Origin of the sequence: Pseudomonas sp. NBRC 111133 (genome assembly GCF_001320605.1) — a bacterium.
Classification (GTDB): Bacteria; Pseudomonadota; Gammaproteobacteria; order Pseudomonadales; family Pseudomonadaceae; genus Aquipseudomonas; species Aquipseudomonas monteilii.
Map to the genome: position 1 here is coordinate 1 of NZ_BCBJ01000067.1, position 6,559 is coordinate 6,559.

10 protein-coding genes are annotated in these 6,559 nt (G+C 58.1%); 7 read left to right on the top strand and 3 right to left on the bottom strand.

What is annotated here, in order from left to right; genetic code table 11:
- On the bottom strand, positions 1-658 hold a 658-nt coding region (locus APH36_RS15085), incomplete at its 3' end, for a shikimate 5-dehydrogenase (RefSeq protein WP_060499297.1).
- A gap of 161 nt (positions 659-819) precedes the next feature.
- Here APH36_RS15085 and APH36_RS15090 point away from each other — a divergent pair.
- Entirely contained in the window at positions 820-1,164 is a 345-nt protein-coding gene (locus APH36_RS15090; protein ID WP_060499298.1) for a hypothetical protein, read from the top strand.
- Between the two features lie 94 nt (positions 1,165-1,258).
- Positions 1,259-1,441, top strand: a complete 183-nt coding sequence (locus tag APH36_RS15095; RefSeq protein WP_060499299.1) for a hypothetical protein — start codon at positions 1,259-1,261, stop codon at positions 1,439-1,441.
- Between the two features lie 76 nt (positions 1,442-1,517).
- Here APH36_RS15095 and APH36_RS15100 read toward each other — a convergent pair whose 3' ends face one another.
- Positions 1,518-1,832 carry a hypothetical protein gene (locus APH36_RS15100; protein ID WP_060499300.1) on the bottom strand — a complete coding sequence of 105 codons (315 nt, stop codon included), beginning with the start codon at positions 1,830-1,832 and terminating at the stop codon, positions 1,518-1,520.
- A gap of 164 nt (positions 1,833-1,996) precedes the next feature.
- Between APH36_RS15100 and APH36_RS15105 the strand changes: the two genes are divergently transcribed.
- The gene (locus APH36_RS15105) at positions 1,997-2,821 is read left to right on the top strand and encodes a S24 family peptidase (protein WP_060499301.1); all 825 of its coding nucleotides are present in this window, start codon (positions 1,997-1,999) and stop codon (positions 2,819-2,821) included.
- A 38-nt stretch (positions 2,822-2,859) separates the two neighbouring features.
- Here APH36_RS15105 and APH36_RS15110 read toward each other — a convergent pair whose 3' ends face one another.
- Positions 2,860-3,180, bottom strand: a complete 321-nt coding sequence (locus APH36_RS15110; protein WP_060499302.1) for a DUF1654 domain-containing protein — start codon at positions 3,178-3,180, stop codon at positions 2,860-2,862.
- A 246-nt stretch (positions 3,181-3,426) separates the two neighbouring features.
- Here APH36_RS15110 and APH36_RS15115 point away from each other — a divergent pair, with 246 nt between their 5' ends.
- The 4 genes from APH36_RS15115 (at position 3,427) to APH36_RS15130 (ending at position 6,361) form a co-directional block, all read left to right on the top strand.
- Positions 3,427-4,101, top strand: a complete 675-nt coding sequence (locus APH36_RS15115; protein ID WP_060499303.1) for a polysaccharide lyase family 7 protein — start codon at positions 3,427-3,429, stop codon at positions 4,099-4,101.
- 157 nt (positions 4,102-4,258) lie between these two features.
- Complete coding sequence (locus APH36_RS15120) at positions 4,259-4,495, top strand: Arm DNA-binding domain-containing protein (protein ID WP_060499304.1); 237 nt, start codon at positions 4,259-4,261, stop codon at positions 4,493-4,495.
- A gap of 581 nt (positions 4,496-5,076) precedes the next feature.
- On the top strand, positions 5,077-5,901 hold the full coding sequence (locus tag APH36_RS15125; protein ID WP_060499305.1) for an AraC family transcriptional regulator: 825 nt from the start codon (positions 5,077-5,079) through the stop codon (positions 5,899-5,901).
- Between the two features lie 73 nt (positions 5,902-5,974).
- Positions 5,975-6,361 (top strand): cupin domain-containing protein, encoded by a 387-nt coding sequence (locus APH36_RS15130; protein WP_060499306.1) that lies wholly within the window; start codon positions 5,975-5,977, stop codon positions 6,359-6,361.
- The last annotated feature ends 198 nt before the right edge of the window (positions 6,362-6,559 follow it).

Here is a 6,559-nt window from a genome sequence, read left to right on the forward strand (position 1 = left end):
CCGGCATCGCCACCACATCGAACACCCGCTCCGCCGCTGCAATGGCAAGCTCGGAAAACGCCAGTTCTTCGGCCTCCGGTCCACCCGCCATCCCGATTGGCGTCACGTTCACCAGCATCGGCGGGCAGATATCGCCCAGGTCCGGTACCCAGCGATAGCCACAAGTATCCGCCAGCTGGCGCCCGGCTTGCTCGTTGCGCGCAACGATCAAGCCCTCGGCAAAGCCGGCATCGCGCAAGGCACTGGCCACGGCCTTGGCCATGCCACCACTGCCGCGCAGGGCAAAGGCAGTGCCCGGGTCGACCTCATGCTGTGCCAGCAACTGGCGGACAGCCAGGTAGTCAGTGTTGTAGGCCTTCAGGTGCCCCTCGGTGTTGACCAGGGTATTCACCGATTCAATGGCCGCAGCCGACGGGTCGATTTCGTCGACCAGGGCCATGCAGGCCTCCTTGTACGGCATCGACACGCCACACCCGCGGATCCCCAATGCGCGGATACCTGCCACGGCGGCTGGCAGGTCATCCGTGCGCATGGCCTTGTAATAGAAGTCCAGGCCCAACTGCTGGTACAGGTGGTTGTGAAAACGCACGCCGAAGGTGCCGGGGCGCCCGGCCAGGGAGATGCACAGTACAGTGTCCTTGCTTGGAGTTGTCGACATAACCTGCTCCTTTGTCATAGCTGAAACGTTTTTTCAGCGTATCAGAGGCAACCACTCGTCGTCCCTTACATAACCTTTACCGTTTCCCTGTGCTCAGCTGACGAAGACCGGAGTCATAGTAGTAAGGCCCCGAACGAGGGGTTTCCCTGCGAGGTTGCGTTATGAACCGTCTCATTCCCGGAGTTGCCTTGCTGATCGGTGCCTTGGCCGTCAGCGGGCCTGCTGCTGCGCATGGCGGCCATGGCGGCGGCGGTTGGTATGGGCCGGGCCCGCTGTTGGGCGCGGCGGTGGTCGGCGCGGTGGTCGGGGCAACGGTGTATGGCGGACGTGACCGCACCGTGTATGTCGAACGCCAGCCGGTCTATTACGGCCCGCCGCCAGTCTATGTGCAACCACCACCGCAGCCGGTGTATTACCAGCCGTACTACGCACCAGCACCACCGCCCCCGGGCTACCGCACCTACTACGGCCCGCCGCCGGTGTATTACGGCCCGCCGCGCTGGTAAGGGTTGATAGAACTAATGACCACTATTGAGCACGTTGATTTCAAACCGCCCCGGCGGCTGCGTATGGTAGTGCCATGTCTTGCAGGAGGTCCCCATGGCCACTATCCATATCATGTCCGTCGTTGGCAGCGCCGTCCCCGCCTCACTGCGTGAGCAGGGCCTGCTGGCTTGCTGGTACCTGGTACGCAACGGTGAAGCCGTGAGCGGCCCGATGCCGACACTGGCCTCGGCCCAGGCACTGGTTGCACAGTTGCAACCCGGCACCTTGGTTGCCTGACCCGAATTTGTTGTGCGTTGCTCCCTACGCCCTTATGGCCCACCAAGATGGTGGGCTTTTTTTTGCCTGGGCCGCCTCAGCGTTGCGAGCTACGGCTCAGCTGGCTGCTCAGCACCATGATCTTGCCCTGAAGCCGCCCTACCGTCAGCACCAGCTCGTTGCGCTCCCTGGCCAGCTGGTCCGCTTTGGTTTCTGCCTCTCGGCGGGCATCGCGCTCGATGTCCAGCAGCTCGGTCAGGCGGCGGATAACTGCAACATCCGCGCTGTCCATCGCACGTTCGGCCGCATCCCTGGACAACCACTTGCGCAGCCACAGAAACGCACCTAGCAACACCGTGCCCGTACCGCTCAGCCAAGTGACTGTGCCTGGGCCGAGGTCGGTCGGATCCATGTGAACCTCATTACCAATGATGAAGTGATGAGCCCTGGAGAAAAGTGTCTCGCTGGCTTTCCTTGTTTGCCGCTTTAATTTAGCCTACAGCTAATTTCATCACAAGAGGCAATTTAGCCGTGCGCACATTTAGCAGCAAGCTAAAGACTGGCATGCTTTGCCCTATGGACATCTACGACATTCGCAAGCACAACCTGGTCAAATTGATCGGCAGCCAGAGGAAGGGATCCTGCGCAGAACGCTGGGGGATGGCGCCTGCACACCTGAGCCAGATCCTTTCTGACAAGACCGCAAAAAACCTGGGCGATGACGTAGCCCGCCGAATCGAGGGCATCGAAGGCCTGCCACGCGGGTGGTTCGACGCACTGTCGACAGGTGACCCGGTGCAGCTGCCAGTCGAAATTGTCGACGGCAAACTTTCTGCGGCCGACCTGGTCAAGCAGATGCTTGCCAGAAGTGGCAAAGGCATCCCCGAAGAAACTCGGCAGCGGTTGCTGGCCGCAGCTGAAGAGCCGCTGGACGCCACACGGGGGAAGGCCGAGCTTGTTCGCCCTGGCCTGGTGGGTGATGAAGTATGGATTGCCCACTACGACGTGCGGGCCGCCATGGGCGGTGGCCAGATCCCCCACGATTACCCGGAAATGTTCAAGGACGTTCGCGTCAGCCCTAGCCATCTTCGCGAGCTGGGCGTGGAATTCACTGAACACCACCACCTCAAGATGGTGACCGGCTGGGGCCAGTCAATGGAACCGACCATCAGGCACCGTGACCCGCTGATCGTGGATGTGAGCATCCGGGATTTCGTGGGCGACGGGATCTATTTCTTTTCCTGGGGCGATCACATCTACATCAAGCGGCTGCAAATCGCTGATGAGGACCACTTCGAGATGATCTCCGACAACTCACGGCACAAGGACCGCATGATCCGCCGCGAAGAAACCTACATCCAGGCCCGGGTGCTGCTGGTGTGGAATGCACACCTGGTTTAACGCCGAAGCCCGCCACCCAGGCGGGCTTTTCATGATGCTCAGAATGGCGCCTGCGCTTCCACCTCCTCCGCCTTGCTGTCCTGCTCAACGATGAAGTCGTCGCGCTCCTCCACACTGCTGCGCGCCCAACGTACGGTAACGCTCTCGTCATCGTTGAACGTAAGGTCCAACTCGGACGTTTCGGACAACAGGCCCATCACCTCCTCCCACTCCGCATCACCGTCGGTATCCAGGCGATGCACCACCACCCAGCGCTGGGTCTGCGCGACCGGGTGGTTGATCATGGACGACACCCGCAGGCTAAGACGCTCGATTCCGGTCATTGCCTGACGCTGCCGGGAAGTTGACTGCATGTGCATAGGCCTATTCTCACCCTGAAATCTGTATATTTGTACAGTTGTTTAGAAAAGCTTATCTCACCGCCAAATCCAGCGTAAAGCCCCCACCGCTGAAAATTTTCGCCATTAGGTAATTTTGCGCAAAGCGAAATTTATTTAGCCTTACGCTATTGACTCAAATTTAGCTTATGGCTAATTTTCATCCCGCAGCCGCAAACACGTCCGCCAGAGCCCCCAGCCAATCCTAGCTTTGCGTCAGGAGTTCTCATGACCGTAGACATCAGCAACCTCATCATCGCTACGCCGGTAGCCGTATCCTCGTCCAACCCCGTTGCACTCGAACTCAACGGTGCTGAAGCAATTGCCAGTTACCCGAGCATCGTCAAGGTGCTCAGCGATGGTTCGATCCAGTTCTCAGCCCCCACCAAAGGCGCCTCAAGCAAAAGCACCCACAGGACCCGCTGCGAGTGGACGGAAACCGAGGAGTGGACACTGGCCAGCGCCCAGGATCACTGGAACTACCAAACCATGACGCTGACCAAGGTCAACGCTGCACAGAAGGTGGTCATCGCCCAGATGCACGTGCGTGGGGACGATAGCCCGCCAGTGAAGGTGTTCTGGAACAAGGGCAACATCACGCTGGGGTTTCGGCGCACCTACAACCAGGCCGACCCGGTGAACTCGACACTGCTGAAAGGCGTGCCGCTGGGAGGCAGGTTCATCGTCAGCATCCACACCACGTCTGCCGGCGTGGTCAACGTAACGGCCAAATACAACGGTGTTTCCGGCTCGTCAGGCAATTTGCAACTCGACAGTACCTGGGCGCCACGCGTGTTCGAGTTTCACGGCGGCATCTACAACCAGGTTGACTACACCGATACAACACCGGCCGATGACGGCTCGGTCTGCATCATCAGCGAACTGTCACTGATCCACCGCTGATCGATGCAAGCCCTAAAGGCATCTCGGCGCCCTGCCCGTCACGGGTTGCGCCGGGTCGCCGTGACACGCCACGCCAGTGATTAGTCTCGATGAGTCATATTGTTGCCTTCCCGCTCCCAGACTAATAATTAACTGTCTGCCTGGGGAGGCGCGAAACATGCAATCACGATTCGTCATTATCCCTGCCGTGCCAGTGGAAGGTGACTCTTTCCGCATCGGTAACCGGTTCTATGCCGCTACCACTTCGGGCGGCTTCGACATCTACGACAACCAGGAAAAACAGCGGCTCAAACGGGGCTATATCAACAAGTCCGAAGCGGCGGCAGCGTGCACGTTGATGAACGCCGAATCACGCAACCCAAAAGAGCTGTTTCCCATCCTGCGTACCGACTGATTTGTTATCCGACCTGATCATGGCCGCGCCCAGCGGCCAGCGCGGCCGTGCGCCTGAAATCAGGCTCTGCTCCGCTACAGGATTAAATTTCCTTCACCTTGCGCCCTTTAGTCATAAGGCATTCGACAGCGTTTGGGCCATACTCCACAGATGTTTTTTGGGGTTTGGCGAGTTTTCGAAAGTGAGGAAAGCCCGTATTTACGGGCCTTCCAGCCCATCCCGATACACTGCATCCCACTTGAAAACACAGCCATTGGTACAAAAATTGGTACGAGCTGGCTGTACGCACATACAGCGGTTTTCCGTCACCAAACCTCATCCCATGCCGCCAACATCACCATGCAGTATTTCAAGGGTGGTTAGCGGTGGCGGAGGGTTGATTTCATTGGCGCAAACACCCCGTCACCACCCTCATTTCCCTATCAGTGGTATCAAAATTGGTTTCAGCTGATAGCTGTCGCTATCTGTCCGCTTTCGACCCGAAGCCGACATTGAAGCGGAAATGGATTGGGTGCTCGCGTAATTCTGAAATAGGATGGAGCATCCTCATTTAAGATTGCGCACTAGCGGCAAGCATACTCATGGAACGAAAGGCAAACCCGTCATCCACCTCTGATTGGGTCATACGCAGCACTACACCTGGCAGTGTGGAGCGCATTGAAGCGTGGTTTGGGGGCCATGGCTACGACCCGCATCGTCACGATACATATTCGATAGGCCGTACCCTTGCCGGGGTTCAGAGCTTTCACTACAAGGGAGCGCTGTGCCACGGCGTGCCAGGCAACACACTTGTATTGCATCCCGACGAAGTGCATGACGGCATGGCTGGCACTGATGTGGGTTTTCGCTACCGGATGGCCTACATCGACCCGTCGCTGATACAGAACGTTCTCGGGGGAGAACCGTTGCCTTTCATTGCTGGCGGGCTCTCCTGCGACCCGCGCTTGTACCACGCCAGCGAGGCTTTCGTGCAGGCACTGGATCATCCTCTAGAAACATTAGAGGAACAGGACGCCGTTTATGACTTGGCAATGGCGCTTCGAGCAGTCGGCGGCAAGCCACGTGGCCGCAAACGTCTGGATTACCGCTCTGCCGAGCGTGCCAGGGAGTTCATCATGGAGCACCTTCAAGAGGGCATCACGCTGGAGATGCTGGAACAGGCGAGTGGGCGAGAGCAATGGAGCTTATCGCGAGACTTTCGGGCCCTCTACGGCACCAGCCCATACCGTTTTGTCACGCTAAGGCGCCTGGACTCTTTCCGCAGACTGATTCTGGATGGTTTCACACTGGTCGATGCCGCCCTCGCAGCAGGCTTTCATGATCAGAGCCACATGACCCGGCACTTCACGCGCACCTACGGCGTGCCGCCTCTGCGTTGGCTGGAACGCTTACGCACTGTCCGCTGAGTTGCAGGATCGTACAAGAACAGCGCGCTTTCCATTCGATAGGCTGGCCACTCCAACTTAGAGAGGATCAGCTATGTCCAGCATGCATCAGCAATTGGCACCACAACCTGTGAATCTGACTCATAAAGCTTCTCTAATCGAGCAGCAATGGAGTCCAAGGGTCGTCGCGGAAATGAACGACTACCAATTCAAGGTGGTACGCATCGAAGGTGAATTTATCTGGCATTCACACCCGGAAACTGATGAAGCTTTTCTAGTGCTTGAAGGTCTCTTGCGTATCGACCTCCCCGAGGGCTGCGTTCATGTGAAGCCGGGTGAGCTGTATGTCGTGCCACGTGGTGTAGAGCACAGAACAGCGGCACAGACGGAAACAAAACTTTTGATGATTGAGCCGCGAGGCGTGTTGAATACCGGTCATGAAGGCGGGGAGCGAACTGCGCTGAATGACATCTGGATCTGAGTCGACATCGAAAATAGTGGCTAGCCTCATCAGCACGTGAAGCGGACAGCTATCCGAGAAGGTGGCCGTTTCACGCCTCATGATTCAAGAGCGCAGCTCTCACCGGTGTGGCATAGACCAGGAAGCTGGCACACCTCGGTTCGGAGTCAGCTATCGGGCGATGAGCCCGGAACAGGCTAGAGAGCCCTGGTCAATGTC

Excerpts from the sequence above, each read along its gene's own strand:
- APH36_RS15105 (WP_060499301.1), top strand. The coding sequence starts at position 1,997 with ATGGACATCTACGACATTCGCAAGCACAACCTGGTCAAATTGATCGGC.
- APH36_RS15125 (WP_060499305.1), top strand. The coding sequence starts at position 5,077 with ATGGAACGAAAGGCAAACCCGTCATCCACCTCTGATTGGGTCATACGC.
- APH36_RS15100 (WP_060499300.1), bottom strand. The coding sequence starts at position 1,832 with ATGGATCCGACCGACCTCGGCCCAGGCACAGTCACTTGGCTGAGCGGT.
- APH36_RS15115 (WP_060499303.1), top strand. The coding sequence starts at position 3,427 with ATGACCGTAGACATCAGCAACCTCATCATCGCTACGCCGGTAGCCGTA.
- APH36_RS15090 (WP_060499298.1), top strand. The coding sequence starts at position 820 with ATGAACCGTCTCATTCCCGGAGTTGCCTTGCTGATCGGTGCCTTGGCC.
- APH36_RS15120 (WP_060499304.1), top strand. The coding sequence starts at position 4,259 with ATGCAATCACGATTCGTCATTATCCCTGCCGTGCCAGTGGAAGGTGAC.
- APH36_RS15130 (WP_060499306.1), top strand. The coding sequence starts at position 5,975 with ATGTCCAGCATGCATCAGCAATTGGCACCACAACCTGTGAATCTGACT.
- APH36_RS15095 (WP_060499299.1), top strand. The coding sequence starts at position 1,259 with ATGGCCACTATCCATATCATGTCCGTCGTTGGCAGCGCCGTCCCCGCC.
- APH36_RS15110 (WP_060499302.1), bottom strand. The coding sequence starts at position 3,180 with ATGCACATGCAGTCAACTTCCCGGCAGCGTCAGGCAATGACCGGAATC.